At 54.0% G+C, this 26,622-nt stretch carries 23 protein-coding genes and 2 tRNA genes; 16 read left to right on the forward strand and 9 right to left on the reverse strand.

All coding sequences use genetic code 11. The features are described 5' to 3' along the window. Positions 1–5: 5 nt before the first annotated feature. Entirely contained in the window at positions 6–593 is a 588-nt protein-coding gene (rsmD, locus tag ACFQDM_RS17090) for a 16S rRNA (guanine(966)-N(2))-methyltransferase RsmD (RefSeq protein WP_377381261.1), read from the forward strand. Here the strand turns inward: rsmD and ACFQDM_RS17095 are convergent. The 5 genes from ACFQDM_RS17095 to ACFQDM_RS17115 all read right to left on the reverse strand — a co-directional run bounded on the left by ACFQDM_RS17095 (position 590) and on the right by ACFQDM_RS17115 (position 5,677). Beyond that, a complete protein-coding gene (locus tag ACFQDM_RS17095; RefSeq protein WP_377381263.1) occupies positions 590–1,603 on the reverse strand; it encodes a patatin-like phospholipase family protein in 1,014 nt (337 codons plus the stop codon). The two genes, rsmD and ACFQDM_RS17095, sit on opposite strands and share 4 nt — an antisense overlap. Before the next feature lie 78 nt (positions 1,604–1,681). Further along, on the reverse strand, positions 1,682–2,464 hold the full coding sequence (yaaA, locus tag ACFQDM_RS17100) for a peroxide stress protein YaaA (protein ID WP_377381266.1): 783 nt from the start codon (positions 2,462–2,464) through the stop codon (positions 1,682–1,684). A gap of 97 nt (positions 2,465–2,561) precedes the next feature. Further along, a complete protein-coding gene (locus ACFQDM_RS17105) occupies positions 2,562–3,986 on the reverse strand; it encodes an FAD-binding oxidoreductase (protein ID WP_377381270.1) in 1,425 nt (474 codons plus the stop codon). Positions 3,987–4,018: 32 nt separating this feature from the next. After that, the gene (locus tag ACFQDM_RS17110) at positions 4,019–4,933 is read right to left on the reverse strand and encodes an L-threonylcarbamoyladenylate synthase (protein ID WP_377381272.1); all 915 of its coding nucleotides are present in this window, start codon (positions 4,931–4,933) and stop codon (positions 4,019–4,021) included. Positions 4,934–4,996: 63 nt separating this feature from the next. Further along, positions 4,997–5,677 carry a YceI family protein gene (locus ACFQDM_RS17115; protein ID WP_377381275.1) on the reverse strand — a complete coding sequence of 227 codons (681 nt, stop codon included), beginning with the start codon at positions 5,675–5,677 and terminating at the stop codon, positions 4,997–4,999. Between the two features lie 240 nt (positions 5,678–5,917). Here ACFQDM_RS17115 and ACFQDM_RS17120 point away from each other — a divergent pair, with 240 nt between their 5' ends. From ACFQDM_RS17120 to ACFQDM_RS17170, 11 genes are all read left to right on the forward strand, one after another. Beyond that, a complete protein-coding gene (locus tag ACFQDM_RS17120) occupies positions 5,918–7,690 on the forward strand; it encodes an acyl-CoA dehydrogenase (protein ID WP_377381277.1) in 1,773 nt (590 codons plus the stop codon). 12 nt (positions 7,691–7,702) lie between these two features. Continuing rightward, positions 7,703–8,791: an MBL fold metallo-hydrolase gene (locus tag ACFQDM_RS17125; RefSeq protein WP_377381280.1), complete on the forward strand. Its 1,089-nt coding sequence runs from the start codon at positions 7,703–7,705 to the stop codon at positions 8,789–8,791. 23 nt (positions 8,792–8,814) lie between these two features. After that, positions 8,815–9,072, forward strand: coding sequence for a hypothetical protein (locus ACFQDM_RS17130; protein WP_377381283.1), 258 nt, complete (start codon positions 8,815–8,817; stop codon positions 9,070–9,072). A gap of 3 nt (positions 9,073–9,075) precedes the next feature. Further along, complete coding sequence (locus ACFQDM_RS17135) at positions 9,076–9,390, forward strand: YbjQ family protein (RefSeq protein ID WP_377381285.1); 315 nt, start codon at positions 9,076–9,078, stop codon at positions 9,388–9,390. Beyond that, positions 9,387–10,220 carry a signal peptidase I gene (lepB, locus tag ACFQDM_RS17140; protein ID WP_377381288.1) on the forward strand — a complete coding sequence of 278 codons (834 nt, stop codon included), beginning with the start codon at positions 9,387–9,389 and terminating at the stop codon, positions 10,218–10,220. Before ACFQDM_RS17135 ends, lepB begins: the two co-directional genes overlap by 4 nt. A 60-nt stretch (positions 10,221–10,280) precedes the next feature. Further along, the gene (locus ACFQDM_RS17145; RefSeq protein WP_377381290.1) at positions 10,281–11,450 is read left to right on the forward strand and encodes a GNAT family N-acetyltransferase; all 1,170 of its coding nucleotides are present in this window, start codon (positions 10,281–10,283) and stop codon (positions 11,448–11,450) included. 83 nt (positions 11,451–11,533) lie between these two features. Next, positions 11,534–12,184, forward strand: coding sequence for a histidine phosphatase family protein (locus ACFQDM_RS17150; RefSeq protein WP_377381294.1), 651 nt, complete (start codon positions 11,534–11,536; stop codon positions 12,182–12,184). Between the two features lie 72 nt (positions 12,185–12,256). After that, a complete protein-coding gene (locus ACFQDM_RS17155) occupies positions 12,257–12,502 on the forward strand; it encodes an exodeoxyribonuclease VII small subunit (protein WP_377381296.1) in 246 nt (81 codons plus the stop codon). Further along, positions 12,499–13,401 (forward strand): polyprenyl synthetase family protein, encoded by a 903-nt coding sequence (locus ACFQDM_RS17160; protein WP_377381298.1) that lies wholly within the window; start codon positions 12,499–12,501, stop codon positions 13,399–13,401. Before ACFQDM_RS17155 ends, ACFQDM_RS17160 begins: the two co-directional genes overlap by 4 nt. 32 nt (positions 13,402–13,433) lie before the next feature. After that, the gene (gene dxs / locus ACFQDM_RS17165) at positions 13,434–15,344 is read left to right on the forward strand and encodes a 1-deoxy-D-xylulose-5-phosphate synthase (protein ID WP_377381301.1); all 1,911 of its coding nucleotides are present in this window, start codon (positions 13,434–13,436) and stop codon (positions 15,342–15,344) included. 131 nt (positions 15,345–15,475) lie between these two features. Then, complete coding sequence (locus tag ACFQDM_RS17170; protein ID WP_377381303.1) at positions 15,476–17,191, forward strand: class I adenylate-forming enzyme family protein; 1,716 nt, start codon at positions 15,476–15,478, stop codon at positions 17,189–17,191. An 84-nt stretch (positions 17,192–17,275) separates the two neighbouring features. Here ACFQDM_RS17170 and cysN read toward each other — a convergent pair whose 3' ends face one another. The 4 genes from cysN to ACFQDM_RS17190 form a co-directional block, all read right to left on the reverse strand. Further along, positions 17,276–19,183, reverse strand: coding sequence for a sulfate adenylyltransferase subunit CysN (gene cysN, locus ACFQDM_RS17175; protein ID WP_377381305.1), 1,908 nt, complete (start codon positions 19,181–19,183; stop codon positions 17,276–17,278). Position 19,184: 1 nt separating this feature from the next. Continuing rightward, on the reverse strand, positions 19,185–20,087 hold the full coding sequence (cysD, locus tag ACFQDM_RS17180; protein WP_377381307.1) for a sulfate adenylyltransferase subunit CysD: 903 nt from the start codon (positions 20,085–20,087) through the stop codon (positions 19,185–19,187). A 178-nt stretch (positions 20,088–20,265) separates the two neighbouring features. Further along, positions 20,266–20,341, reverse strand: a tRNA-Asn gene (locus tag ACFQDM_RS17185). 225 nt (positions 20,342–20,566) lie between these two features. Further along, a tRNA-Cys gene (locus tag ACFQDM_RS17190) sits at positions 20,567–20,640 on the reverse strand. A 164-nt stretch (positions 20,641–20,804) separates the two neighbouring features. Here ACFQDM_RS17190 and ACFQDM_RS17195 point away from each other — a divergent pair. From ACFQDM_RS17195 to ACFQDM_RS17210, 4 genes are all read left to right on the forward strand, one after another. Further along, complete coding sequence (locus ACFQDM_RS17195) at positions 20,805–21,473, forward strand: protein-L-isoaspartate O-methyltransferase family protein (RefSeq protein ID WP_377381310.1); 669 nt, start codon at positions 20,805–20,807, stop codon at positions 21,471–21,473. Positions 21,474–21,557: 84 nt separating this feature from the next. Then, a complete protein-coding gene (locus tag ACFQDM_RS17200; protein WP_377381312.1) occupies positions 21,558–22,835 on the forward strand; it encodes a TolC family protein in 1,278 nt (425 codons plus the stop codon). A gap of 105 nt (positions 22,836–22,940) precedes the next feature. Next, on the forward strand, positions 22,941–23,489 hold the full coding sequence (locus tag ACFQDM_RS17205; protein WP_377381315.1) for a PopZ family protein: 549 nt from the start codon (positions 22,941–22,943) through the stop codon (positions 23,487–23,489). A gap of 72 nt (positions 23,490–23,561) precedes the next feature. Continuing rightward, entirely contained in the window at positions 23,562–26,588 is a 3,027-nt protein-coding gene (locus tag ACFQDM_RS17210; RefSeq protein ID WP_377381318.1) for a valine--tRNA ligase, read from the forward strand. Positions 26,589–26,622: the final 34 nt, after the last annotated feature.

A 26,622-nucleotide genomic window follows, 5' to 3' on the forward strand; every position in this document is an offset into this window, starting at 1 on the left:
GTTTCGTGAGAATTGTTGCAGGTCGGTTTAAGGGGCGCCAGATTGAAGCGCCGGAAGGGCGCAACACGCGGCCAACGACGGACCGTGTTCGCGAAGCCTTGTTCAATCTGCTCGCGCACAATGCGGATCTGCCGGACATTGAAGGTGCCCGCGTCATTGACCTGTTCGCAGGATCAGGCGCACTCGGTCTGGAAGCAATTTCGCGCGGCGCAAGCTTTTGCCTCTTTGTTGAGATCGCTGCTGGCGCGCGCGGTATCATCCGCAGCAATATCGAAACGCTGCAGCTGTTCGGAATCACGCGAATTCATCGACGCTCAGCAACCGATCTTGGGCCGAAACCAACGGGCGTGGGCGAACCCTTCAGTCTGGTTTTTCTGGATCCGCCCTATGGTCAGGAGTTAGTTCAGCCAGCCCTGAACCAGCTTGAGCGTGGCGGATGGCTGACAGAGAATGCTGTCGCGGTGATCGAGACGGCGCTGGACGAAACACCGGAGCCTGAAAACTGGACGCTTCTGGACATGCGTACCTATGGGGAGACGCGGGTCTCGATCTTCAAACACGGAACGGTCGACGCCTCCGCGGTTGAAGACTAATCGTCTTCCAGAAATTCCTTGCGGATATCCACGGACGACTCGCGTCCGACTTTTCCGATATGATGATCGTTCCAGACCTCTGCGGCCTGGCGGCCACGATCTCGCAAATCCTTCAGGAAGCGCCAGCTGGTATCATACTTCGTTTCGATGGAGAGCTCGCAGAGTTCTATGTCTGCGCGGATCGCATGGATGAACAGCTTGCGGTATTTTGACTGGATACGATCGGCCAGCCAGTTCTCATCCAACAGCTTCTGGACGAAGGCGATGGACCGCAATTCAGAGATCAGCGAGGCGTTGAAGGTGATTTCGTTCAGGCGATCAAGGATGGCGCTGGCCGTTTTCGGCGTGCCTTTGCGAACCAGCGGATTGATATGCACAATCAGCATGTCGCGCGGGACGTCAGCGTAGAACAACGGGAAAAGGGCCGGGTTTCCCACGTAGCCGCCATCCCATAGCGGCGTGCCATCCACTTCGACGGCCTTGAACACCTGCGGCAGGCAGGCGGAAGACAGGATGGCTTTCTCGTCGATCTCATGAGTTTTGAAAATACGTGCCTTGCCCGTTTCGACATTGGTGGACGCAATGAACAGATCAATCTCTGTTTCTGCGCGCAGCTGATCGAAATCGATCAGCTTTCGCAGCGATTGTTGCAGCGGATTATAGTCAAACGGATTGAGATCATACGGGCTGGCAATGTTGGTCAGCGCCTGGAACATTGCGAAGGGCGTGAAAGGACCAAAAGCCGGTGCAACGGCAGAGGCGGCAGAGAGCGGCGCGCTGCGATCAGACATATCTCGCCAGAATGCTTCAAGAAGTGCTCTGGCACCATCACGTCCACCATTCAGATATCCGGAAACAAGCGCGACAGCGTTCATGGCGCCAGCGGACGTCGCTGTGATCGCTTTGATATCAAGATCGCTGTGTTCGAGGAGGTAATCCAGAACACCCCAGGTGAATGCGCCATGTGCGCCGCCGCCCTGAAGCGCGAGACTGATCGGCTTTAAACTCATAAAGACCCAAATCGATGTTACGTTTCAAAGGCGACACGTTTACGCCGATTGCTGCAATGCACAACAGGTCTGAGCGAATTATGACTTCGGTTCTGGTTTCGGGCGAGAAAATACAAGCTTGCCGGCGGAGCTCTGATCCGCCTGATAGCCATAGCCGTCGATGTCGAACGTCTTAAGGTCGGAAGCATCCGTGATGCGGTTTTCGATCACCCAGCGCGCCATCAGGCCACGTGCATATTTCGCGTAAAAACTGATGATCTTGGAGCCCTTGTCGGTGACTTCTCTGAAGTCGACATCGATCACGCTCGATTTCAGAGCTTTCTTGTTCACGGCACCAAAATACTCTTTCGACGCAAGGTTCAGGATCGGTCCTTCAGCTTCCGTCATATCTTCGTTGAGCTGTTTTGAAATCCGGTCGCCCCAGAAATCATAGAGTGTGGCGCCGCGATCCGTATCGAGGCGTGTTCCCATTTCAAGCCGATAAGGATGAATAGAGTCCATTGGGCGGAGGACGCCGTATAGTCCTGACAGAAGGCGCAGATGTGTTTGAGCCCAGTTCAGGTCGTTGTCCTGAAGCGTTCCTGCATCGAGACCTCGGTAGACGTCACCGTTAAATGCAAGAATGGCTTGCTTGGCTTCGCTGTCCGGAAGGCCGTCAGACAGGGCCTGAAACCGCTCATAGTTCAGGTCGGCAAGGTTTTCGGAAAGCTTCATCAAAGAACGCAGGTCACTGCGGGAGAGCGACTTCGTCCGCTTCAGAAGCAGCTCTGTCTCACCCGATAGGCGAGGTGACGTTTTCGACAAATTCTGTGGGGCTGGTTCGAAATCAAGATTCTTCGCGGGCGATAGCAGGATAAGCAACGGTCTGACCTGTTCTGACTTTTTGGCTGGCGCAGATATGTACGCCTTGAGATCCGAACTGGATGTCTGGCGCGATTCGTATGGAAACCTGTATGTCCTATCGAACAGAAATAACGCGGCCCGGATTCATGAGGTTTTCCGGATCGAGTGCTTTCTTGATCGAACGCATCATATTCAGTTCAGTCTCTGATTTATGATCCGGAAGCTCATCACGCTTCAGAAGGCCGACGCCGTGTTCAGCCGAAATTGAACCGCCAAGATCCGTCACGATCTGATGGACCTTAAACGTGATGTCGAGGCTCTTTGCCTTGACGGTCGGATTCTCTGCGTCAGTGCGTTCTGCAACGCCATAGTGAATGTTTCCATCCCCAAGGTGTCCGAAGGCAAAAATCTCGACGTCTGGGACCATCTCTTTCATGGCCGCTTCGGTTGTTTCGAGGAATTGCGGGACCTTTGAGACCGGGACAGAGATGTCGTGATTGACCGACGTCAGAAAGCCGCGCTTCACAAGGGGCAAACTCTCCCGAACATGCCAGAACATCTCCGCCTGAGAGAGGGAAGCCGCCACAACACCATCTGTAATAAGGCTGTCCTCCAGCGCTTTTTCCAGCACGGTTTGCAGAACGTCCTGCGCATGGTCCTCTGAAGCGAGAGAAACCTCCAGCAGGATGCGCCATGGCGCTTCATTCGGAAGCGGATCACGAACGGCATCGATTTCTCGGGCTGCGAGTTCAACGCCGACCTTCGGCAGTATTTCGAAGCCTGTGACGCTGTCCCCTGCATGCTTGCGCACGAGTGACAGAAGTTCGACCGCTTTTTGCGGTGTCTCGAGCGTCAGCCAGGCCGTTGCGGTCTTCGGCTTTGGGAACAGCTTCAGCGTTGCAGCGGTCACAATCCCCAGCGTACCTTCTGCGCCGCAGAACAGGTGTTTGAGGTCATAACCTGTATTGTCCTTGCGCAGACCTCTGAGCGCAGACCAGATCTCACCATTCGCCGTGACAACTTCCATGCCCAGCAGCAGGTCCCGCATCATGCCGTATCGAAGGACTGCAACGCCGCCGGCATTCGTCGAGATAAGGCCGCCAATGGTGCAGCTTCCCTGACTTCCGAGGGAAAGTGGAAAATACCGATCCTGCTCATCGGCTGCCGTGTGGACGTTTGCGAGAATACATCCTGCCTCGGCAACCAGTGAGTTGTTGAACGTATCGATGGATCGGACATTGTTCATCCGAGCCATTGAGAGAACGATCTCACCATATGCGATCCCGCCATTGACCAGTCCGGTATTGCCGCCTTGCGGGCACACAGGCTGACCATAGCGATGGCAGAGCTTCATGACTTCGGAGACTTCTTCCGTCGTCGATGGACTGACCATGAAATCCGAATGGCCCACGAAATTGCCTCGCCAATCGGAGGTGTGCGGCGAGATGATCTCCTGATCATCCGTCCACCCTTTTTCACCCAGCAGGTCTTTCAGTGATTGGATCAGGTCCTGATTGAGGGGTGAGGATTGAGAGGGCATGTCGTCCATAAGGAACTCGCTGGTCTTGTGTGTCAGAGGCTGGCGCGTTTCAGCCGATCGTTTATGGCCTCGCCGAGGCCTTCATCGGGGATGGGTGCAATGGCAATCTTGTCACTGATTTCGTCGAGATCGCGGAGCATTGCATATAGGTTTGATGCGGCTTCCTGAAGATCGCCGCTTCTGGAAAGTGAATGAGGTCCATGGTCAAAGGAACGGCCAAAACCGAGATAGGTTTCGTCTGCTTCCGGGCTTGCAGCGTTGAGCCTGAGTTTAGCCTTGGGGGCGTAGTGGCGCGACAACATACCCGGAGACTTAGGCGCGGTATCATCATGGAGCGCTGACTGGATTGGACCGACAAGCGCTTCTATGTCACGACGCGCGAGCGAACCGGGACGCAACAGTGTGACCTTGTCATCCTCGACAAAAAGGACGGTGGATTCCAATCCCAATACGGATGGACCACCGTCCAGAATGATCGGGAGCTCATCGCCAAATTCTTCTCTGACATGTTCTGGCTGCGTTGGGCTAACCTTGCCGGATTTGTTGGCAGATGGCGCCACAATGGGTTTGCCGAAGTCGGAAATCAGCTGCTGAGCGAGCTCATGTCGCGGCCAGCGCAGAGCCTGAGTCTCCAGTCCGGCCCGTGCGAGGTCACAAACGGTATTTGTATCAGAAACGGGGAGCACGAGTGTCATGGGGCCCGGCCAGAAAGCGCGGGAAAGTTTTAATGCAGTCGGTGAAAAACGCGCCTGATCCTGCGCCATCTCGATCGACGCGATATGGGCGATCAAGGGATTGAAGCTTGGGCGCTGTTTGAGGGCGTAAATCGCAGCAACCGCTTTGGGGTTGGTCGCATCACCCGCCAGTCCGTAAACGGTTTCGGTTGGCATACCGACCAGTTTGCCGGCGCGGAGCGCTGAAAGCGCCGATGAAAGATTGGCTGACATCGTCATAGTGATGATCTGCTAGACATCAGCCAAACCCAATTGCAACCGGAAAAACGCGGCTGACTATTCAGCCGGGCCGAATTCGCCACTAAACTCGATTTTGACTTCGTCACCGATGATCGGAATGTAGCTGTCATTTCCAAAATCCGAACGCTTGATAGTCGTCTTCGCGTCGAAACCAATATTGTAACCATCCGTATAGCGGGATTCCTGAGCGCCGCGGAATGTCACGTCCAGGGTTATGGGTTTGGTGACACCAAGGAATGTCAGATCGCCAGTGATTTTGCCGGTCGCGTCATCCAGTACGTCTATGGATGTCGACACGAAGCTGATCGTTGGAAATTCGTCTGCGTTCAGCCACAAGTCACTCATGGTGAGGTCTTCGGTCCAGGTTTCAAAACCGGTATCCGGATGCGATGCTTTGTAATCCTTTGGATAATTTACAAAGAGGCTCTCGGGCCGGATCGTCACCTCGACGGTAGAGGCTTCCGGTTCATTCGCATCGAGCTCGATCGTCGCGTCATATTCGGTGAAAACCCCCATATAGCGTGACAGCCCTGCGCTATGTCCGACTTTGAATGTCAGAAAAGCATGTGTTGGATCGAGCGTATAAGTGCCTGAAGGCGCGGCGCCGAACGGGCCGGTCTCTGTAGCCGGGGCTTCCTGTGCTGAGGCGCTCACAACAGAGGGCACCATCAGTGCCAGACTGGCGGTCAGACTTGATAGGATCGCGACTTTCATCATGGTGTATTCCTTTGTCAGTTAGAGCGTGAAGGTACGGCCTTGCATCGGTTACGCTTCATGCCTGTGATCGTTACGCGAACACTTGTCGCGTCGACTGGAAAATAGACAGACATGTAGTAAATCACGATGCAAGTTTGTTAGACCGCTTGGCCCTTGAACGGATTTACCGGGAAATAAGAAAAGCTCCAGTCACAACTGGTTCAGCAGGCCGATCAGTAGTTGAAGTGAAGGACGTACCGCATGACTTATCAGGCTCCGATTGAGGAAATTCTCGACTGTCTTGAGAATGGTGTTGATATTGGATCGCTTGCGGGTCGTGCTGGCTTCGAAAACTACGATGACGAGCTTCTGAAACCGGTTCTTGAGGAAGCCGGGAAACTGGCGTCTGAAGTGCTCGCGCCGATTAATAGCCTCGGCGATCAGGTCGGTGCGGTGCTCAAGGGGAACCGGGTTGTGTTGCCCGATTCCTTTGCATCTGCTTTCGAAACGTATCGTGACGGTGGCTGGATCGGGCTAAGCTTTCCGGAAAGCTGGGGCGGTCAGTCCATGCCGCGCACACTTGCGCTGGCGGTCACGGAAATGGTGCATTCTGCAAATCTGAGTTTCGGGCTTTGTCCGATACTCTCCCAGGGCGCCATCGAAGCCTTGCTCGCGCATGGCAGCGAAGATCTCAAGCAGACTTATCTTGAAAAGCTGATTTCGGGGCAGTGGACCGGAACAATGAACCTGACAGAGCCTCAGGCGGGTTCTGACGTCGGTGCGCTCACCACGAAAGCCGTGCCGAATGAGGATGGCACTTACGCGATTTCGGGACAGAAAATTTACATCACCTGGGGTGAGCATGACTGCGCTGAAAATATCGTGCATCTCGTGCTTGCGCGCCTGGAAGGTGCGCCAAAGGGATCGAAAGGTATTTCGCTCTTCGTGGTGCCAAAATTCCTGCCGGACGCAGAGGGTAATCCCGGTGATCGAAATGGCGTGAAATGCATAGGTCTGGAAAAGAAAATTGGCATTCACGCCTCTCCAACCTGCGTCATGGAATATCAGAATGCGACCGGATGGCTCGTTGGCGAAGAAAACCGGGGCCTGGCTTGTATGTTCACCATGATGAACGCGGCGAGATTGAATGTTGGCCTTCAGGGTGTCGGCGCGAGTGAGGCAGCTTATCAGGCCGCGCTATCCTACGCCAAAGAGCGCAAGCAGGGCGCTTCTGCAGATTGGAAAGGGGAAGGCGCCGCGCCGATCCTCTATCATGCAGATGTGCGCCGCAACCTGCTCGAGATCAAAGCAAAAGCAATGGCCTCGCGCCATATCTGTTACGCGTGCGCGATGGCTGGCGATCTGAGCGTGTCTGAAACAGATCCCGAAAAGAAAGCGGCCTACAAGCTGCGCGAGGATATACTAACGCCAATCGCAAAAGCCTGGTCAACGGACGCTGCCGTCGAAGCAACATCTGTCGGTGTCCAGATACATGGCGGTATGGGCTTTATGAGTGAAACGCTCGGCGCACAGCTGTTCAAGGACGTTCGGATTACGCCGATCTATGAAGGGACGAACGGCATTCAGGCTGCAGATCTGGTTGGACGCAAGCTCTCGCTCGCAAACGGCGCAGGTATCCGGGAACTTCTCGATGAAATTCACAGCAGTGTCGAAGACGGACGCCAGAGCAATCAACCGGTCGTGGTCAAGGCTGCAGACCGTTTGCGAGATGCAACAGAAGCGCTTGAGGCCGCTACCGAGTGGATGATGGAGAAGCTGAAAACGAATAAGTCAGAAGCCTTGTCTGCAGCGACACCTTACCTTGCGCTGTTCGGAGACGTGCTTGGTGGGCACTACCTGCTTTCAGCGGAATTGAAGCGGGGGCGAAAAGGGGCTCACGGAAAGAAACTTACGCCGGTACTGGGCTTTTATGCTGAAAATGTTCTACCCTTGGCCAGAGGGAAGTCAGCAGCTCTGATCGGGGAGGTCGATTTTACAGCTGAGGAGGTGCTGGCTCTGTTTGAGGCAAGTTAAGTCTGGAAAACAATGACAAACGTGACTGAACTGACCAATGATGGCCAGATTACCAAACCGCGACGACCAAATTTAGATTATCCATTTGACGAATCAGAAGCGCCGACGCCGGGAACGGTCAAGAAGATCGTGGACGGCGTTTTCTGGGTGCGGATGCCGCTGCCGATTTCACTGGAGTGGATCAATCTCTGGCTGCTTCGCGATGGCGATGGCTGGACCATTGTCGATACGGGCATGGCGACAGAGGATGCGCGCAATCACTGGCGAAAGATCTTTGAAGAATGTCTCGACGGTTTGCCCGTAAAACGGGTGATCGTCACGCACATGCATCCGGACCATGTTGGTCTGGCAGGTTGGATCACGCGGAAATTTGACTGTCCGCTTTATATGTCGCGTCTGGAATATACGAGCTGTCGAATGCTGGTCGCTGACACAGGTCGCGAAGCGCCGCAGGCTGGCATCAAGTTTTATGAGGATGCTGGTTGGGACAATGAGGCCATTGAAACCTACAAGAAGCGTTTCGGTGGCTTTGGTCGGGCGACGTCTCGTTTGCCGGATGCCTATATCCGACTGCGTGATGGTGATGAGATCGATATTGGCGGCTCATCCTGGCGGGTGCTCACAGGTGAGGGGCATTGCCCGGAGCATGTCTGTCTTTTCAATGCTGAGCAAAACCTCTTCATTTCAGGTGATCAGCTTTTGCCGCGGATTTCATCGAATGTGTCCGTCTTCCCGACAGAGCCGGAAGCTGATCCGCTCAGTGATTGGATCAACTCCTGTCTGAAGCTGAAGGCCGAGTTGCCTGAAGACGTGCTGGTTCTTCCAGCCCACAATCTGCCTTTCAAAGGCGCTCACAAGCGTCTCGATCATCTCGTGCGTGGTCACGAGGTCGTGCTGAAGCGTCTGAAGCAAAAAATTCGAAATCCACATCGCGTGATCGATCTTTTCCCGACGATATTCGGACGAAAAATTGAGCGCGAAAGCTACTCACTTGCGACGGGAGAGAGCATTGCGCATCTCAACTGCCTGATTGAGCGGGGAGAGGCTAAGCGAATCGTCACAGAAGATGGTTATGTGATGTATGAGGCTGTGAATGCCTGAAGCAGAGAAGTGATTCCGAATTTATGCAGGACCTCTCAATTCTCGAGAAGATCGGCTTCGCCTTTCGGGGCGTTGCGATCTTTGGTGTCGCCTTTTGCAGTCTCGTCGGACTTCTCATGTTGTTTAATCTCGGAATGTCGCTCCGGGGTGTCTTCTTTGCGGCTTTGATTCTGATTCCCGTCTTTGCGTTTATCGGAATGGGAATTCTGCTCGCCAAAGTGATTATTGATCGTCTAAGTAACGAGGAAGACGATTATTACTCCAAGAATGTGGAGCGCTGAATTTTGATCACATCGACCACTGAAACCATACCGGGCCGTGAAATATCCGAGATACTCGGAATCGCTCGGGGAAACGTCGTGCGCGCGCGATTTGTCGGCCGTGACCTGATTGCCGGTTTACGGGCCATCGTAGGTGGTGAGGTGTCTGAATATACCAAGCTGATGGCAGAGTCGCGAGAGCAGGCTCAGGACCGAATGCTCGACCATGCCAAAAGCCTCGGTGCCGACGCAGTGGTCAATGTCCGTTTTTCGACGGCGATGATCCTCCAAGGAACATCCGAAATTCTTGTTTATGGTACTGCGGTAAAATTGAAATGAGTAAATCTGAGTCCGAACACAAATCTGGTGCAGATAAACTGCTCCATGAAGTGAAGGAATTGCTGGTCACGATCGCGATTTTTTTGCCGATTTGGTTCGTTGTATATTTCGTCGCATTCGAACTTCGCTCGATTCCTAGTGAGAGCATGGTGCCGACGCTTCAGGTCGGCGATCGCGTGGCGGTTTCCAAATTCGCTTATGGGTACTCCAAGCACTCGGTGCCGCTGGGCCTCGGCAAATATCTGCCGCTCGGCGATGGGCGCGTTTTCGGCAGCCAGCCAGAGCGTGGTGATGTGATCGTCTTCAAACACCCTCATCTGGATCGCGTCATGATCAAGCGCCTCATCGGCCTGCCAGGCGACCGAATTGAGGTGCGCGACAACCGTATCTTCCTGAACGGTGAGGTTTTGCCTCAGGAACCCATGCGGCGCGTGGTCTATGCAGAAGCGCGCCAGAATATTCGTACGCAATCAGACGAGCTGGTCGAAACCATGCCGAACGGCAAGTCCTATCTTGTGCATGATATTCTGAGCCGGCCAAATCGCAGCACGCCGGTCTTTGAAGTCCCGGAAGGTCACTATTTCTTCATGGGTGACAACCGCGATAATTCAGCCGATTCCCGGGAGTTGATCGGACACTGTCTGGAAAACAGCCAGGGTGTGATTGACCAGGCTGGCTGTCCGCCGCGTTCTGCGTATGAAGAACCGACGATTGGATACGTGCCGTATGAGAACCTGATCGGCCGCGCTGAGATCGTCCTGTTCACGCTGAATTTCTGTGGGCGCTACGAAACAGGCTGCCCAAAGGGCCGGGTCTGGAAAAGTTTGTAGTCTGAATTAAGCTTCAATTTGAAGGTTTCTGACATGGTCCCTCCGGTGAAGGAGGGACACATGTTCTGCAAGCTAGTTCGGTTTCAGGAACTGACGACGTCAGACTTATCGGTCTGGAAGTCTCTGATTTCGGCTCAGCCGGGATATGAGAGCCCGTTTTTCCATCCATTTTTTACACAGACCGTTTCAACCGTGCGGAACGACATATGGGTTCTGCTTCACGGGCGCGGCGAACAACTAGAGTTTATCTGGCCGCTCCAGAAAACGGGGCATAGCGCAGATCCTGTCGGGGCGCCTTTTTCAGATTATCATGGTCCGATTTTAAGTCCGGACTGGGCGGGCGATCTTGAATCGGTCCTCGCTGCGGTTGGACTAAGCTCGGTTCGTTTCACGACCCTATATGACCCGAAACGGCGCTTCTTTGACACAGAGATCGAACGTGACGGCGCGTATATCTGCGATCTTAGCAAAGGTGCTGATGCGTTCTTTGATGAGCAGGCTGCGCTCTATCCCAAGCATGCGAAGAAAATGCGCCGGCTTGTTCGAAAGTTTGAACGCGAAGTCGGTCAGACCGAGTTCCAGTTTGACGATAGGTCAGAGGAACATTGGCAGTCCGTGATCTCTTGGAAACGCCAACAGTATCAGGAGACCGGTCGTCACGATGTTCTGGCACCGGACTGGGTTCAGAATATGATGAAAACGCTTTGGCGCGACGGGATTCCCGAGTGTCATGGCGTGTTGCACACGCTGGTCTTCAATGGACGTTTGGTTGCAGGCGAGTTCAACCTTGCCAGCGATCACGTGCTTCACGGCTGGATCCCGGTCTATGATGACGAGTTCAAAGCTTATGCTCCCGGTTATCTCATTCTGGATGAGATCATTCGGGCGGCCGCTCACCGTGGGTATCAGGAACTGGATCTCGGTGTTTCTGCCGGTCACTACAAAAAATACTATTCAAGCTATCAGATGCAGGTCGTGCGAGGTGTGCTTCGCGATACGACGTCAGGTCTATCGATTTCGAAGATCGGAGAAGATGCTTGGCGTTGGCTTGAAGATGCGCATGTCCCGAAAGTTTCACACCTCGCAGGGAAAGTGCGCCGGCGCTACGCAATGATTCGAACGGTCGAGACATCGTTTTCAGGACGAATGTCAGGAATGTTTGGCGCAGCGAAACAGCTCCGAAGCCCAGCAGTCAGCGAGACGAATTCCACGACAACTGCTTCTGATTAGTAATATCACTCTGGCAAACTCTTGCGGGGCCAGCGCGCCACCGTTAACAGGGATGTCTTGTATCGTTTTTTCGGGAGGGGCGTGTGACCGATTCAAAGTCCGGTCAGACGGATTCAGATCACTTGCAGGAAGTTTTGCAAATCTCGGAAAAAGATGGCGAGCGTCCTGGCCCGATCATTGTTTCCCGTCATGGCAAACCTGCACTGGACCGCAATGCGGGGCCGCGTCTTGACTGGCGTGCCTATAAAGACTGGTGGGCGCGATATGAAATCGGCAGCCTTGCCGAGGGACAAGCCGCGCCTGAAGCGTTGAAGGAAATCGTCAAAGACAGCGACGTGGTTCTGTCGTCTTCGCGTCCCCGGGCGTTTGAAACGGCAACACTGGCGGCGCCATGGGCGACCATCGAACAGTCAGAAATGTTCTATGAAGCCAATTTGCCGCCACCGCGCTGGGATGGTGTGAAGTTCCTGCCCAAAACATGGAACATTCTGGCGCGTGCCGCTTGGTTACGCGGACACAAGCTGGATGGTGAAGGCATTCGTGACGCAGAGGCTCGTGCTGATGCGGCCGCTGATTATCTGATCAAGCGCGCCGAAGAAGGCAAAGTCTATCTGGCAGCGCATGGATGGTTCAATCGCATGCTTCGCCCACGCCTGCGCGCACGTGGCTGGCGATGCCGGATTGATGGCGGTGACAGCTATTGGTCTTACCGCGTTTATGAACGTGTGAAATAACGTCAAACGTTTCGAATCCTCGCATTGAGTTCATGACGAACCACCCCTATGGTCGATGTGAAGGAGACATGCATGGCCAGCGAAACTGACGTTTCTCCACTCAGCTTTGAAGACGCTCTGAAAGAGCTTGAAGGCATTGTGGAACAATTGGAACGCGGCGATGTCGCGCTCGAGGAATCCATCAAGATTTATGAGCGCGGCGCGGCGCTGAAACTCCATTGTCAGAACAAGCTTCAGAATGCGAAACTCAAGATCGAACAGATCGTACTGAAGCAGAATGGTGATGTTGAAACCACAGCGGCTGATGTCGAGGCATGAACGATCAGAACGCTGCTGACTTTCCGACCTATTTAAATGAGGTCGCAGACCGGGTAACCGTCGCACTCGACCGGTTGATACCCCCTGCGGAGGGGCCGGAAGCGCAGCTGATGCGTGCCATGCGTTATGCCTCGCTTGCCACTGGAAAGCGCCTGAGGCCCTTCTTTGTGATCGCATTTGGCGAATTGTTCGGTGCGCCGGAGAAATCTCTGCTTCGAACGGCAGCGGCGCTGGAGTGCATTCACACATACTCGCTGATTCACGATGATCTGCCGTGTATGGATGACGACGATCTGAGGCGCGGTCAGCCGACGGTTCACAAGCGATTTGATGAGGCGACGGCTGTTCTTGCCGGTGATGCACTGCTGACGCTTGCGTTCGAGATTTTGTCTCATCCGGATACCCATCAGGATGGCTCAGTACGCTGCAAACTGATCGAGAAACTATCCAGGGCGTCTGGCGCTCAGGGCATGGTCGGCGGTCAGATGATCGACATGCTTGCGGGAGATGTGCGCCAGGATCTCAATTCGATCACGCGCATGCAGCGTCTGAAAACGGGTGCGCTCATTGCGTATGCGGGCGAGGCCGCATGTATTCTGGGCGGTGCGAGTGATCAGCAGCGAAGTGCTGTCACAGGTTTCACGCATGACCTTGGGCTGGCCTATCAGATTGCTGATGACCTTCTGGATGTTGAAGGCAATGAGGCGGAACTCGGAAAGGGTGTCGGCAAGGACGCTGATGCCGGCAAAGCAAACTTCGTCACACTTCTTGGAAAGGATGGCGCGCGGCAACGTGTGGAAATGCTCGCAGAGCAAGCGAAAGAACATCTCGCAATTTTCCGCAATCGTGCCCATCTCTTGCTGCAATCCGTTGATTTTGTGCTACAGCGCCGTCACTGACACAAAACAGACACGAATATTCTGGACCTGTTATGCCTAAAACGCCTCTTTTGGATCAGGTGCATTCACCTGCAGACCTGAAAAACAAGACGCCCGAAGAACTGATCGCAATTTGTAGCGAACTGCGAACAGAAACGATCGACGCTGTCTCTCAAACGGGTGGGCACTTAGGTGCAGGACTGGGGGTCGTCGAACTCACAGTCGCGATTCACAGCGTGTTTGATACGCCGCAAGACAAGCTCATCTTCGATGTCGGTCACCAATGCTATCCTCATAAAATTCTGACGGGGCGACGAGACCGTATTCGTACGCTGCGCCAGGGGGGAGGTCTCTCGGGTTTCACGAAGCGATCCGAAAGTGAGTATGATCCGTTTGGTGCGGCGCATGCTTCGACATCGATTTCTGCTGGGCTTGGCTTTGCCGTCGCTGCTGACCTTGATGGTCGAAAAGACAATGTGATCTGCGTGATTGGCGATGGGGCCATGTCCGCTGGCATGGCGTATGAAGCCATGAACAATGCGGGCGCTCTGAACAAACGCCTCATCGTGATCCTGAACGACAATGACATGTCCATTGCGCCCCCTGTCGGTGCCATGAGCAACTATCTGTCGAAGCTGGTGTCAGGAAAGCCATATCGCTCTCTGCGTAAGCTTGCGAAAAATGTCGTCAAACCGATGGGGCTGGAAAAGCCGGTTCGCAAAGCCGAGGAATATGCGCGTGGCTTTGCCATGGGCGGCACCATGTTCGAGGAACTGGGATTTTACTATGTCGGCCCAATTGACGGGCATGATGTGAAGTCGCTCGTTTCGATCCTTGAGAATGTTCGCGACACGATGGACGGCCCGGTTCTCATCCATGCGGTGACGCAGAAGGGCAAAGGCTATGCGCCGGCCGAGAATGCGTCAGACAAGTATCATGGCGTTTCGAATTTCAACGTCGTAACCGGTGAGCAAAAGAAAGCGAAAGCCAACGCTCCGAGCTATACCAGTGTCTTTGGTAAGACCCTGACGGAATTGGGGGAGAAGGACGAAAAGATCGTCGCCATCACCGCTGCGATGCCATCAGGTACAGGCGTTTCGACCTTTGCTGAACGGTTCCCGGAGCGGTCTTTCGATGTCGGCATTGCCGAACAGCATGCTGTGACATTCGCAGCAGGTATGGCAGCGGATGGCTTCAAGCCTTTCACAGCGATATATTCGACCTTCCTGCAGCGCGCCTATGATCAGGTCGTTCATGACGTCGCTATTCAGAAGCTACCCGTACGTTTTGCGATTGACCGCGCGGGTCTTGTTGGCGCCGATGGTGCCACGCACGCAGGCAGCTTTGACATCGCATTTATGGGCAATCTGCCTGATATGGTTTGCATGGCTGCAAGCGATGAGGCGGAACTTGCCCGTATGGTGCTCACCTCACTCGAGATTGATGATCGGCCATCTGCTTTCCGGTATCCGAGAGGCGAGGGCGTGGGCGTCGAAATGCCGGACGTGCTCCAGCCATTGGAAATCGGTCGTGGCCGCGTCATTCAACAGGGTACATCGATTGCTTTGTTGTCGTATGGCACCAGACTGCAGGAGGTTCTCAAAGCCGCTGAAATGCTTCAGGCGCAGGGCCTCTCGACAACCGTTGCGGATGCCCGTTTCGCCAAACCGCTCGATCATGACCTCATCAAGCACTTGTCGAAAGAGCATGAAGTGCTGGTGACCATCGAAGAAGGCGCTGTTGGCGGCTTTGGTGGATTCACGCTTCAGCACATGGCCCAACATGGCTTGCTGGATAACGGTCTGAAAGTCAGAACCATGACGCTTCCGGACACCTTCCAGGATCATGACAAACCGCAGCTGATGTACGATACGGCGGGTCTGAATGCGAAACAGATCGCTGCGACCGCCATTGCAGCTTTGGGTAGAGGTGACGTAAAGGAACTTCCGGCGGTGGCCGGTTAGTATAGGTAACTATCTTTAGGCTTGATTTCTCGGCCTCAGCAAGGCAACTCCTAGATATAACTTAAAGAAATATCTGGGAGGAAGAATTGCGAACGGAACCTGTTTCAAGCTTGCCTGATAACTGGCCGGTCATGAGTATTGAGCAAGCGAATGCGCTGCTCACAGCTCCCGGCGCTGTCTTCGAAATGGAAGAGCTCTCCATACACGGCAGTCCGGTGAACGTTTACAAAAACGCCCCGGCAAGTCTGCGTGACCTCTTTGAAGCAGGGTCTACTGGCTTTGCAGACAAGACCCTGATGGTTTTTCAGGATGAACGTGTGTCTTTCGCGGCGCATCGGAAAGCCGTACGGAAGCTGGCTGAAGTTCTGAAAACACAGTTCGGTTTGCGCCAGGGTGACCGTGTCGCAATTTCCATGCGGAATTATCCGCAATGGTCCGTTGGATTCTGGGCGTGCCTGATCAGCGGATACATCGCGACGCCGCTGAACTCCTGGTGGACGGGTGAAGAGCTTGAATATGGTTTGAGCGATTCCGGCGCGAAAGTCGCAATCGTCGACGACGAAATTTTCTCGCGCATAGCGCCGCATTGGCAGAACCTGCCGAATCTGGAGCAGGTGATCGTCGCAAGAGGCGAGGGGAACTACGCAGACGATCGCGTTCATTCGATGGAGCAGTTCATTGGGGCAGCACCCCAGTGGGAAAGTCTCGAACTGGTCGATGCTCCAGAGATTGATCTGAAGCCAGAGGATGAGGCGACGATCATGTACTCGTCGGGAACGACGGGGAAACCAAAAGGGATCCTGGCGACACATCGCGCGATTATTGCGAATATGTTCAACAGCATGGCCAATCAGGTGCGTGCGCTATTGCGTCGTGGTGAAACACCGCCGGAGCCAAATCCGGAAGATCCCCAAAAAGCGACTTTGGTGTCTATTCCGCTCTTTCATGCGACGGGGTCATTCGCGATCCTGTCGCCGTGCTTCATTACAGGCAACAAGATCGTCACCATGTATAAATGGGATGCCACGGAAGCGCTGGGGATTATCGAGCGCGAGAAAATCACCGCATTTGGCGGTGTTCCCGCGATCGCCTGGCAGGTGCTCGAACACCCGGATCGGGACAAATACGATCTCTCATCTATTGAGGCTGTTTCCTATGGCGGCGCGCCATCTGCGCCAGAGCTGGTCGCAACGATCAAGCGTCGCTTCAAGGATGCAGTGGCAGGCAATGGCTGGGGCATGACAGAGACATGCGCTACGGCAACGCTGAACTTGGCTGAAGACTACGTAAACCGTCCAGATAGCGCGGGTGCGCCAGCGCCTGCGGTTGAGCTGAAAGTTGTCGATACGGACGGCAAGACGCTACCACCGAACGAGATTGGCGAACTGTGGTGCAAGAGCCCTTCCAACGCGAAATGTTACTGGAATCGGCCGGAATCGACCGCTGAAACGTTCAAGGATGGTTGGGTTGTAACGGGCGACCTGGCTCGAATCGACGAAGATGGATTCCTGTATCTTGTTGACCGCGCGAAGGACATGCTCATCCGCGGCGGTGAGAACATTTACTGCATTGAAGTCGAGTCCGCACTTTACGACCATCCGGACATTACGGATGCGGCTGTTGTCGGTATTCCGCACAAAGTCCTCGGCGAGGAAGTCGGCGCAGTCGTTCAGGTGAAGGATGGCTCAACACTTACACTTGAGCCGCTTCAGGCGTTTCTGAAGGAGCATCTGGCAGGGTTTAAAATTCCGGTTCGTGTGGAATTTCAGTCGGAGCCTCTGCCTCGAAACGCGAATGGCAAAATACTGAAAGCAGAGTTACGCGAACGATTTTCTCAGCCTGCTTAAAGACGTTCACAGGTTCGTTTTCACGCTAACAAAAAAGCCGCAAACATCTGTTTGCGGCTTTTTCTTTTCAGGTGAACTCGACGCTTAGACGTCGAGATAGCCTTTTTCCTTCAGCCAATCGAGAATCTGCTCGGCAGCTTCATCGGCGGTGAGGGAGGTTGTATCAATCGAGATTTCCGGCTGATCCGGCGCTTCATAAGGGCTGTCGATCCCAGTGAAGTTCTTGATCTCTCCGGCGCGGGCCTTCTTGTACAGACCTTTAACGTCGCGTTTTTCAGCGACATCGAGTGGCGTGTTTACGTAAATCTCAACGAACTCGTTCTCTTCAAGCATGTTTCGAGCCATCCGGCGTTCTGACTTGAACGGCGAGATGAATGAAACGAGCGTGATGAGGCCAGCATCGACCATCAGGCGGGATACTTCTGCGACACGGCGGATATTTTCCACACGGTCAGCGTCAGTGAAGCCAAGGTCTCTGTTCAGGCCATGACGGACATTGTCACCATCGAGAAGATAGGTGTGACGATCAATCGAGAAGAGACGCTTCTGGAGCGCATTCGCAATGGTCGACTTTCCTGAACCAGAAAGCCCGGTAAACCACAGAACGGCCGGCTTTTGACCTTTCTGAGAGGCGTGAGCCGCTTTGTTTACATCAATGGACTGCCAGTGAATGTTGCCTGCGCGTCGCAGAGCGAAGTCAATCAGGCCCATGCCGACGGTGTTATTCGTCAGTCGGTCGATGAGGATGAAGCCACCCGTTTCGCGGATCTCTGCATAAGGATCGAATGGAACAGCCTGGTCGAGGCTTAGCGTGCAGACGCCAACTTCGTTCAGGGACAGATCTTTGGCTGGGCGGTCGTCCAGATCGCTCATGTCGATCTTGTATTTCGCCTCATTGATCTGCGCCGTTACCATTTTTGACCCGATTTTCATCAGGTAGCGACGTCCCGGTAGCAGCTTCTCTTCTGACATCCAGAAGATACGAGCCTGGAACTGGTCTGCGACTTCTGCAGGGCTGTCAGCCGTGCAGATGAGGTCGCCGCGAGAGGTGTCGACCTCGTCAGCAAAACAGATCGTAACCGACTCACCGGCAACGGCTTCGTCGACATCCTTGTCGCCTGACAGGATGCGCGTAACGGTCGTTTCCTTGGCGCTTGGGAGCGTCTTGATACGATCTCCAACGCGAACAACACCGGAAGGGATCTGACCAGAGAAGCCGCGGAAGTCGAGATTCGGTCGATTGACGTATTGAACCGGAAGTCTGAAGGGCGAGTTCAGGCGCTGATCATCAACTGGAACCGTTTCCAGGTATTCCATGAGAGATGGGCCGGTATACCATGGCGTCTTGTCAGACTTGGTCGTAATGTTGGTGCCCTCAAGCGCCGACATCGGAATGGCCTGAATTTCAATGCCGTTCGCAAGTTCCTCAGCGAAGTCGATAAACTCAGCTTCGATATCCTCAAAGACACCTTGGTCGTAATCCTTGAGATCCATCTTGTTGATGGCAAGAACAAGCTTCTTGATGCCGAGAGATGAAGCAATGAAGGCGTGACGTCGTGTCTGTTCCAGAACGCCGCGACGCGCATCGATCAGAAGGATGGCAAGGTCCGCGGTCGAGGCGCCAGTTGCCATATTTCGCGTGTATTGAACGTGACCTGGCGTGTCTGCAACGATGAATTTCCGCTTATCCGTTGAGAAGAAGCGGTAGGCAACGTCGATCGTGATGCCTTGTTCACGTTCCGCAGCCAGACCATCGACCAGAAGCGCGAAATCGATGTTTTCACCCTGCGTACCAACGCGTTTCGAATCGGCTTCAAGCGCATCCAGCTGGTCTTCGAAAATCATTTTCGAGTCGTACAGCATCCGGCCAATCAGGGTGGATTTTCCGTCGTCGACTGAGCCACATGTGATGAATCGAAGCAGAGACTTGTTCTCGTGTGCTTCAAGATATGCCGTGATGTCGCTTTCGATGAGATCAGATTGGTGGGACATCTTAGAAGTATCCTTCTTCTTTTTTCTTTTCCATCGAGGCGGCCTGATCGCGGTCAATGACGCGGCCCTGACGCTCTGACGATTTGGTCAGAAGCATTTCCTGGATAATGTCTTCCAAGCTGGTGGCTTCACTTTCGACTGCGCCGGTCAGCGGGTAGCAACCGAGCGTACGGAAGCGAACGGATTTTTCGACAGCGGTCTTGCGAAGTTCTTCCGGCATCCGGTCGTCATCGACCATGATCTGAGCGCCTTCCCATTCAACGACGGGGCGCTTGGCGGAATAATAGAGCGGAACGATTTCAATGCTCTCGCGACGGATGTACTGCCAGATATCCAGCTCGGTCCAGTTCGAGAGTGGAAACACACGAATGCTCTCACCTTTTGAGATACGCGTGTTGTAGAGATTCCAGAGTTCCGGACGTTGGTTCTTCGGATCCCAGCGGTGCTGAGCCGTACGGAAAGAGCAGATACGTTCTTTCGCACGGGACTTTTCTTCGTCGCGGCGGGCCCCACCAAATGCCACGTCGAATTTGTACTTTTCCAGCGCCTGTTTCAGCGCTTGTGTTTTCATGATGTCGGTGTGAACAGCCGAACCATGAGAAAACGGACCAACGTTTTGCTCGACACCTTCCGGATTGACATGAACCAGCAGATCAAGGCCCGTTTCGGACGCACGCCGATCACGGAACTCGATCATTTCGCGAAACTTCCATGTCGTATCGACATGCAGAAGGGGGAATGGAGGCTTGCTCGGATAAAACGCCTTCATCGCAAGATGGAGCATAACCGCGCTGTCTTTCCCCACAGAATACAGCATGACAGGTCGCTCTGCGTCGGCGACCACCTCCCTCATGATATGCATGCTTTCGGCTTCAAGCCGGTCCAAGTGCGTTAGATGTTTCACTCATGCCCCCTAAATTGCACAATACTCATCAGAGGGTCGTAGCAAACATGGGGCGGGAAGCAAGCTGCCTTTCGCGGTAATTTGCTTACAAGTGCCTTGAGAAAATTGAACCGAACAAGTTTTGCTCGCTGGTGCAAAACATCGGTACATCATTTCGGTGGAAATCGGGTGGGGATGGTGGCTCCGCGAGTAGGACTCGAACCTACGACCGGGCGATTAACAGTCGCCTGCTCTACCAACTGAGCTATCGCGGATCACTTGGAAGCGGCGGTATAGCGAGCCGCATTCTTGTCGTCAAATGGGAAAATGCAATTTTTCCAAAAAAAATGGCGGGAGCGAACTCCCGCCGAGGCGTTGGGTGATGGTGGGGTGTCTTCTAAGGAGAAGACCCGATTATGAATCACACGATTCCGTTAATGAGGTGTAAACAAAGGTAACCCAATTCTTAGCGGAATTCGTTGAATTGCGATTGGGAAGGTTGGAGGCCCCGCCCGGAATCGAACCGGGGTACACGGATTTGCAATCCGCTGCGTCACCACTCCGCCACAGGGCCTTTCCAGAGAGGCGCTTTCTGATCAAGAAACGGGCTCAGGTCAATGAATTTTTGCAATTGATTGACCGATAATTGGAATTCTCATGTTAGAAGAAGCCATTCCGACTTTTTAGCAATGATATTGCTCGAGACGGTCACTATGCTAATAGGCGCACACGCCAACAATGAGTGAGTCTGATCCCGTGGATTTTGAAATAGCGCGAAAGAAGATGGTGGACTGTCAGATCCGCCCGAACGATGTGACTGACAAAGCTGTTATTGACGCGTTCGCGACAATTCCCAGAGAAGCGTTTGTGCCAAAGGCCAAGCAATCGGTTGCTTATTCAGAGCTTGAGTTGCCGACCGTTGAAGGCCGGGCTTTCTGGTTGTCTCGCGATCTTTCGAAACTGCTTCAGGCGATGGCTCTGAAATCCAGTGACCTGGCGTTGGTGATTGGTGCAGGTGAGGGGTACACGGCGGCGCTGATGAATGCGCTGGTCGATACGGTCATCGCGCTGGAAGTGGATGAAGACGTTAGCGAAGCGTCGGGCGAGTTGCTTTCCAGTCTCGGGTATGACCGCGTTGCGTTCGTCTCCGGTAAGCTGGAAGATGGTTACGCTGCCGAAGGTCCATATGATGCCATTCTGGTAAACGGTCTGGTGGAGTATGTTCCGGATGCCTGGCTCAAGCAATTGAAACCGGGTGGACGTCTGGGCGTGGTCGTCGGGACACCTGACGCAGCGCATGCGCGGATCTACACGGCGACCGAGCAGGCGGTTTCATTCCGCAACGCATTTGAATGCGTGCCGCCAGCCCTTCCGGAAATAAAGCGCGAGCGCGATTTCGTTTTCTAAAACGAATTTTATCGCAATCGGAGTGAACGCTGTTCACTTTGTGATCGATGTGTGCAAAATCATCCTCATCAGGAGGATGATAGCATGCGTGTGGTGTCTCTGATTTGCCTTTTCGCGACGAGCTGTTTCGCGGTTTCCAGTTTTGCTCAGACACTCGATGATACAATATCATCAGCCATCTCCTATCATCCGGAACTCGAAGAGGCCCGGCTTGAGATTGCCTTGGCGGAAGAGCAGAACCTGTCAGCGCAAGCGCTGAAGGGATTGTCGGTGTCTCTGGGCGGCGCTGTGTTCGCACAATCGCAGGACTCGAACAGGGCGTTTAGTTTCGATCTCGGCGAAACTCTGGTGTCCCAGGCGCAGTTGGATGCGACCTACCCACTTTATACATCGGGTGAAATTCCAGCATCTCAGGCACAGGCCGAATTCTATCTGGAGGCAGCGAAAGCGGCTTTCGAATCGAAAAAGCAGGAAGTGCTCGCGAACGCGATCGAAGCGCATTTGGAGCTTTCGCGCGCATCGCAACAGGTTCGTATCCGCGAACGCAATACAGAACGCTTGTCGCAACAGTATGCGGCGAGCGAGGAACGTTTCGAGGTCGGCGTGCTGACCAGAACCGATGTCGCTCTGTCTCAGGCGCGCTATCAGGCTGCGATTGCAGGGCTCGCGCTAGCTCAGGCAGAATATGATGCGGCTCAAAGTCGGTATGCAGAATTGACCGGTATGGAAGTACAGCTACCGGTCACGCCAACAGAGAGTCTGGAAATTCCGGCATCCCTTGATCAGGCTTTCGCGCTTCTGAGGCTGAAAAATCCAGGCCTGCGCCAGCTGAGAAGTCTGGAGCGGGTTCAGGAGCAGGCAAAACGCGCAGCCAGAAGTCAGAGGCAGACAAAGCTTGAAGCTTTCGGCACGGCGACGGTTCAGGATGGGCGTTGGGACAATGATTTTCGTGACACAGGAGCGACCATAGGACTTCGCGTCAGTCGCTCGCTCTATTCAAACGGTCGTTTGCTATCTGATGAACGTCAGGCGGGCCTGGAGTTGCAAAAGGCGCGCATGCGGACGCGCGCGGCAGAAAATGCGCTCATTGCTCAGCTTTCATCTGTCTGGGCGCAGGAGATTGCCGCAAATCGCGCCGTAGCGGCGGCCGAGAAAGAGGTGGAAGCCGCCAGAACGGCTTTAGAGGGCGCAGAGATTGAAGTCGGTGTGGGCTTACGCACCGTTCTTGATTTTCTCGATCAGGAGCAGGACTTGCTTGATGCTGAACTGCGTTTGATAGAAGCGCGGAAAAATGTTTACATGGCCCGAAGTCAAATTCTTGCTTTTCTTGGTGAATTGGGCGCTTCGGAAACTTCCGATTAACCTTTGATTATCCAAAGCAGAAAATGATGTAATTATATTCTCGAATCCGTTTTGCGATTCGGATTTTCATCTGGAACGCACTCTCAGAATTGGGGCATTGGATAAATGGCAGCCGACGAAGCTCAGCAAGAACCGACAATGGAAGAAATTCTGGCGTCGATTCGAAAAATCATTTCCGAAGACGACGAGCCTGCAAACGAGAGCGCAGCTGCGGAGCCGGCTGTTGAGGACATCGATGATGATGATGTTCTTGAGCTGGAACCTATGGAAGAAGAAATCAGCTTCGACGAAGTCGACACGAATGACGACTTTGAAGGCGATGATGTCGTCGCATTCGAACCTGAACCCGAGCCGGAACCAGAGCCAGAACCGGAACCAGAACCGATTTTTGAGGCGCCCGAGCCTCCGAAGCCGAAAAAGCCGGTCGAAGCAGACGATGACAAACTTCTTGAAGATGAAGTGGTTGGCTCAGCTGCTGGTGCGCTTGGCCGCCTGATGGGCACCATGTCCATGGGCAGCAATAACAGTCTCGAAGATCTCGTTCGCGAGATGCTGCGCCCGATGCTGAAAGAGTGGCTGAACGAGAACCTGCCAGGCATCGTTGAAGCCAAAGTGGAAGAAGAAGTGAAACGTATCAGCCGAATGGCACGCTAATCTTCTCTCAGACACTCGATTTATCGGAATGAGCGCGCTAGGACTGGCGCGCTTTTCTTTTATGTGGACCCCATGATCGAACAACATTTCAATCCGACCGAAGCCGAAGAACGCATTTATAAAAAATGGGAGGCAGCGGGCGCTTTCAAGCCAGACATGGAAAGCGATGGCGATCCGTATTGCATCGTGATCCCGCCGCCTAACGTGACGGGTGTGCTGCATATGGGGCACGCACTGAATCACACGCTTCAGGATGTTCTGATCCGCTTTGAGCGCATGCGCGGGAAAAAGGTGCTTTGGCAGCCTGGAACCGACCATGCCGGTATCGCCACGCAAATGGTCGTTGAACGAAAGCTGGCTGCGGAAGGCAATCAGGATCGACGCTCCATGGGGCGTGAAGCCTTCGTCGATAAAGTCTGGGAGTGGAAAGCGGAATCCGGTGGCAAGATTCTGGAACAGGACAAGCGCCTTGGGTCCTCCTGTGACTGGTCACGCGAACGCTTCACTATGGATGAGGGGCTTTCCAAGGCTGTCCTGAAAACCTTTATCGAGCTGTTCAACGAAGACCTGATCTACCGCGACAAACGGCTTGTGAACTGGGATCCGCATTTCCAGACAGCGATTTCCGATCTCGAAGTCGAGAACAAGGAAGTCGACGGCCATATGTGGCACTTCAAATATCCGCTCGCGGGTGGGGAAACCTACACCTATGTCGAGAAGGATGAAGACGGCAATGTCATCTTCGAGGAAGAGCGCGACTACATCTCGATCGCGACGACCCGGCCTGAGACGATGCTGGGCGATGGCGCGGTTGCGGTTCACCCGACGGACGAACGCTATGCGCCGATCGTTGGAAAGCTCTGTGAAATTCCCGTCGGACCAAAAGAAACACGCCGTCTGATTCCGATCATTACGGACGAATATCCGGATAAGGATTTCGGGTCCGGTGCGGTCAAAATCACGGGCGCGCATGACTTCAATGACTATGGCGTCGCCAAACGTAACAGCATCCCGCTATATGCGCTGCTCGACGAGACGGCCCATATGCGAACGGATGGGGCATCCTACGCAGAATCAGCAAAAGAAGCGCAGGAACGCGCTGACCTCTGGATTCAGATGTTCCATGAGACAGCGGGTGAGAGCCGCTTCGATTCGCCAGCCGGCAGTGCTGCTGATGTCTCGCATGTGAACTTGGTTCCCGATGAGTATCGCGGTCTTGATCGTTATGAATGCCGCAAGAAGATCGTTGAAGCCATCACGGCGGAAGGTCTCGCGGTCATGACGACCGATAAGGAGGGCAACTCGGTTCCCTTCGTCGAGAACAAGAAGATCATGCAGCCCTTTGGCGACCGGTCTGGCGTCGTGATCGAACCGATGCTGACGGACCAATGGTATGTGGACGCGAAGACGCTTGCTCAACCCGCCATCGAAGCGGTTCGCAAAGGCGATACGTCATTCGTTCCGGAAAACTGGTCGAAGACCTATTTCCAGTGGCTGGATAACATCGAGCCATGGTGTATTTCGCGCCAGCTTTGGTGGGGACACCGCATTCCTGCCTGGTACACGAAAGACGGCGAGATCTTCGTCGCTGAGAACGAAGAAGCGGCTCAGAAGCAGGCTTTCAAAAAGTATGGCAAGAAAGTCGAGCTGACGCAGGACGAGGATGTTCTCGATACATGGTTTTCCTCTGCGCTCTGGCCATTCTCGACGCTTGGCTGGCCGGAAGGCACAAAAGAGGTCAGCCTGTTCTATCCAGGCGCCGTCCTGATCACTGCGTTTGATATCATTTTCTTCTGGGTCGCCCGCATGATGATGTTCGGGCTTCACTTCATGAAGGAAATCCCGTTTCACGACATCTACATCCACGCACTCGTCCTTGATGAGAACGGGAAGAAAATGTCAAAGTCCGAGGGCAATGTGCTCGACCCGCTCGACATCATTGACGGATGTGAACTTCAGACACTGATCGACAAGCGACTTCGCGACACGCGAACGACCGACAAGAACAAGCTCAAGCAAATTGAGCAGAAGACGAAAAACCAGTTTCCTGAGGGCATTCCGGCCTGCGGTGCGGATGCCTTGAGGTTTACGCTGGCCTCACAAGCGGCACAGGGACGCGATATTCGTTTGTCCATTGACCGCATCGTTGGTTACCGCAATTTCGGCACCAAGCTCTGGAATGCGGCGCGTTTCTGTCAAATGAATGAGTGCACGCTGTGGGAACCGGAAAAATTCGACCCTGCGCAGCTCAAGCAACCAATCAATCAGTGGATCGTTGGCGAACTCGCTGAGATGACAGCCAAAGTGACGGAAGGTTTGGAAGGCTATCGTTTCAACGATGCGTCCATGTCCTGTTACAGATTTATCTGGAACACTTTCTGTGACTGGTATGTCGAGCTGATCAAACCGCTACTGAACGGCGATGATGAAGCTGCGAAATCTGAAACCCGTCAGACAGCTGCCTGGGTGCTGGATGAAACGCTGAAGGTCCTGCATCCGTTCATGCCGTTCATCACCGAAGAGCTCTGGGATCAACTCGCAGAATTCGGTCCGGGACGCGAAGACTTTCTGATGCTTGCGAACTGGCCTGTGTTCAGCGCCGGACTGATCAATGAAAGCGCGCGTGAAGAAGTCGACTGGGTTATTGAATTCATCACGGAAATCAGGGGCCTCCGCGGCGATCTGAATGTGCCGGCAGGCGCTAAACTCCGTCTCGCCCTCGTGGAAGCAGATGCCGAAATCATCCAGCGCACGCAACGTTATGCGCCTTTGATTGAACGTCTCGCCCGTCTTGAAACGATCGCTTTCGAAGCAGCCGTCCCTCAGGGCGCTGTTCAGATGGTACACCGTGACACACGAGCCGCGCTGGTGGTGAGCGACGCGCTTGATATCGAATCGGAAAAGTCTCGTCTGGCCAAGGAGATCGGGAAAATCGACAAGGAAATCTCGATCATCGAGAAAAAGCTGTCGAACCAGAACTTCATCGCGAAAGCGCCGGAAGATGTTGTGGTCGAGCAGCGTAGCCGACTGGCAGAGTATCAGGAAAAGAGAACGAAGTTTGCCAACGCGCTGCAAAGCTTCGAGCAAATGACAGACTAGGTTTGCCGATCAGGCCTGCTTCTGCATGTTTTCG

The organism is Ponticaulis profundi, from assembly GCF_042659465.1.
In the GTDB taxonomy this organism is placed as follows: Bacteria; Pseudomonadota; Alphaproteobacteria; order Caulobacterales; family Hyphomonadaceae; genus Ponticaulis; species Ponticaulis profundi.

What these genes read in the sequence shown, in the direction of transcription:
- ACFQDM_RS17095 (WP_377381263.1), bottom strand. Translation starts at nt 1,603, where the DNA reads ATGAGTTTAAAGCCGATCAGTCTCGCGCTTCAGGGCGGCGGCGCACAT.
- ACFQDM_RS17105 (WP_377381270.1), bottom strand. Translation starts at nt 3,986, where the DNA reads ATGCCCTCTCAATCCTCACCCCTCAATCAGGACCTGATCCAATCACTG.
- ACFQDM_RS17110 (WP_377381272.1), bottom strand. Translation starts at nt 4,933, where the DNA reads ATGTCAGCCAATCTTTCATCGGCGCTTTCAGCGCTCCGCGCCGGCAAA.
- ACFQDM_RS17115 (WP_377381275.1), bottom strand. Translation starts at nt 5,677, where the DNA reads ATGATGAAAGTCGCGATCCTATCAAGTCTGACCGCCAGTCTGGCACTG.
- ACFQDM_RS17120 (WP_377381277.1), top strand. Translation starts at nt 5,918, where the DNA reads ATGACTTATCAGGCTCCGATTGAGGAAATTCTCGACTGTCTTGAGAAT.
- ACFQDM_RS17125 (WP_377381280.1), top strand. Translation starts at nt 7,703, where the DNA reads ATGACAAACGTGACTGAACTGACCAATGATGGCCAGATTACCAAACCG.
- ACFQDM_RS17130 (WP_377381283.1), top strand. Translation starts at nt 8,815, where the DNA reads ATGCAGGACCTCTCAATTCTCGAGAAGATCGGCTTCGCCTTTCGGGGC.
- lepB (WP_377381288.1), top strand. Translation starts at nt 9,387, where the DNA reads ATGAGTAAATCTGAGTCCGAACACAAATCTGGTGCAGATAAACTGCTC.
- ACFQDM_RS17145 (WP_377381290.1), top strand. Translation starts at nt 10,281, where the DNA reads ATGTTCTGCAAGCTAGTTCGGTTTCAGGAACTGACGACGTCAGACTTA.
- ACFQDM_RS17155 (WP_377381296.1), top strand. Translation starts at nt 12,257, where the DNA reads ATGGCCAGCGAAACTGACGTTTCTCCACTCAGCTTTGAAGACGCTCTG.
- ACFQDM_RS17160 (WP_377381298.1), top strand. Translation starts at nt 12,499, where the DNA reads ATGAACGATCAGAACGCTGCTGACTTTCCGACCTATTTAAATGAGGTC.
- dxs (WP_377381301.1), top strand. Translation starts at nt 13,434, where the DNA reads ATGCCTAAAACGCCTCTTTTGGATCAGGTGCATTCACCTGCAGACCTG.
- ACFQDM_RS17170 (WP_377381303.1), top strand. Translation starts at nt 15,476, where the DNA reads ATGAGTATTGAGCAAGCGAATGCGCTGCTCACAGCTCCCGGCGCTGTC.
- cysN (WP_377381305.1), bottom strand. Translation starts at nt 19,183, where the DNA reads ATGTCCCACCAATCTGATCTCATCGAAAGCGACATCACGGCATATCTT.
- ACFQDM_RS17195 (WP_377381310.1), top strand. Translation starts at nt 20,805, where the DNA reads ATGAGTGAGTCTGATCCCGTGGATTTTGAAATAGCGCGAAAGAAGATG.
- ACFQDM_RS17200 (WP_377381312.1), top strand. Translation starts at nt 21,558, where the DNA reads ATGCGTGTGGTGTCTCTGATTTGCCTTTTCGCGACGAGCTGTTTCGCG.
- ACFQDM_RS17205 (WP_377381315.1), top strand. Translation starts at nt 22,941, where the DNA reads ATGGCAGCCGACGAAGCTCAGCAAGAACCGACAATGGAAGAAATTCTG.
- ACFQDM_RS17210 (WP_377381318.1), top strand. Translation starts at nt 23,562, where the DNA reads ATGATCGAACAACATTTCAATCCGACCGAAGCCGAAGAACGCATTTAT.